The sequence below is a fragment of the Vibrio sp. 704 genome (assembly GCF_033339295.1).
The window spans coordinates 1-936 of the sequence record NZ_JAWOUH010000182.1; the positions used below are offsets into that span (position 1 = coordinate 1).

Sequence of the window (936 nt, forward strand, 5' to 3'; positions counted from 1 at the left end):
ATCAACTTTCTATTATAATTGTGTCACATAATTTGTGATCACTATTAAGTCTTTTCGCAATATCCGCTGAAAACTGTTGTTTATCTAAAGAGTGAGAAACGGCCACGTCAGAAATCAGCGTGTTACCTTCATAGCTACTCGCAATGGCTGCACCCACCGGGTTGCCATCTTTAAAACCAACGTACAACTCAAAATCCGGCGTTAAGATAATTTGGGTAAGGTATTCAACTATCATCTCTTGGTCATACTGTTCTTCCCAACGTTGAGACTGAAGAATCGAAAACATAATAGTCAGTCGATGAAAATCCACGAGGAAAATGTCATCAGCCTGCAAATTCGCTTCGCCTTCCAACAAAGAGTCTTTAGCGACGATTTGGTATTCTTGAGCATTTGTTGCTTGGAAATAGGTTTCGCGACCTTTCAAGCTTTCAGGAGTGGGAAATTCAACTTCGACGAGATCGTGCAGCCACGCATTTTTGCGTTCGATGCTGGCTAACTGCTGTTCATTCATTTGAGTACCTTAAATATCTCAGGCTACAGAGTAGTAGCGAGTCAAAAACGAGGGCTGTATATGAGCCATCACGCCAATATTTCGAAAACCTAACAGGGTTTTCTATACCGCATTGACTCGACTCTTAAGCATGAACTCGCTTTGAATCGGTACATTAGCATGAAGCCCTTAACAAACCTAGCTAAAGTCCTGAGGTTGCGCCAAATTTTGTTTTAGATGCCAACGTCTGATAGATTGAATCTATATATTTTTCTAATTAAGGACGGAATAATGAAAAAACGTTTGCTTGCTTTAGGTTTGGTTACCATTCTTGCTGGCTGTGGCAACGATGAGGTTGGTGATGTGTCTTTGGGTATGTTTACTATGAAAGACATAAAACTGAATACGCTCGTAGACCCTGAAGTTCCAGGCGTTACTTGTCATGT

The 936-nt window shown here is 40.9% G+C and carries 1 protein-coding gene and 1 pseudogene; one reads left to right on the top strand and one right to left on the bottom strand.

All coding sequences use genetic code 11. The features are described 5' to 3' along the window. Window position 1: 1 nt before the first annotated feature. Entirely contained in the window at window positions 2-511 is a 510-nt protein-coding gene (locus R7R24_RS25330; RefSeq protein ID WP_318119859.1) for a flavodoxin, read from the bottom strand. A 270-nt stretch (window positions 512-781) separates the two neighbouring features. Here R7R24_RS25330 and R7R24_RS25335 point away from each other — a divergent pair. Then, a pseudogene (locus R7R24_RS25335) lies at window positions 782-936 on the top strand (lipoprotein); the annotation flags it as partial.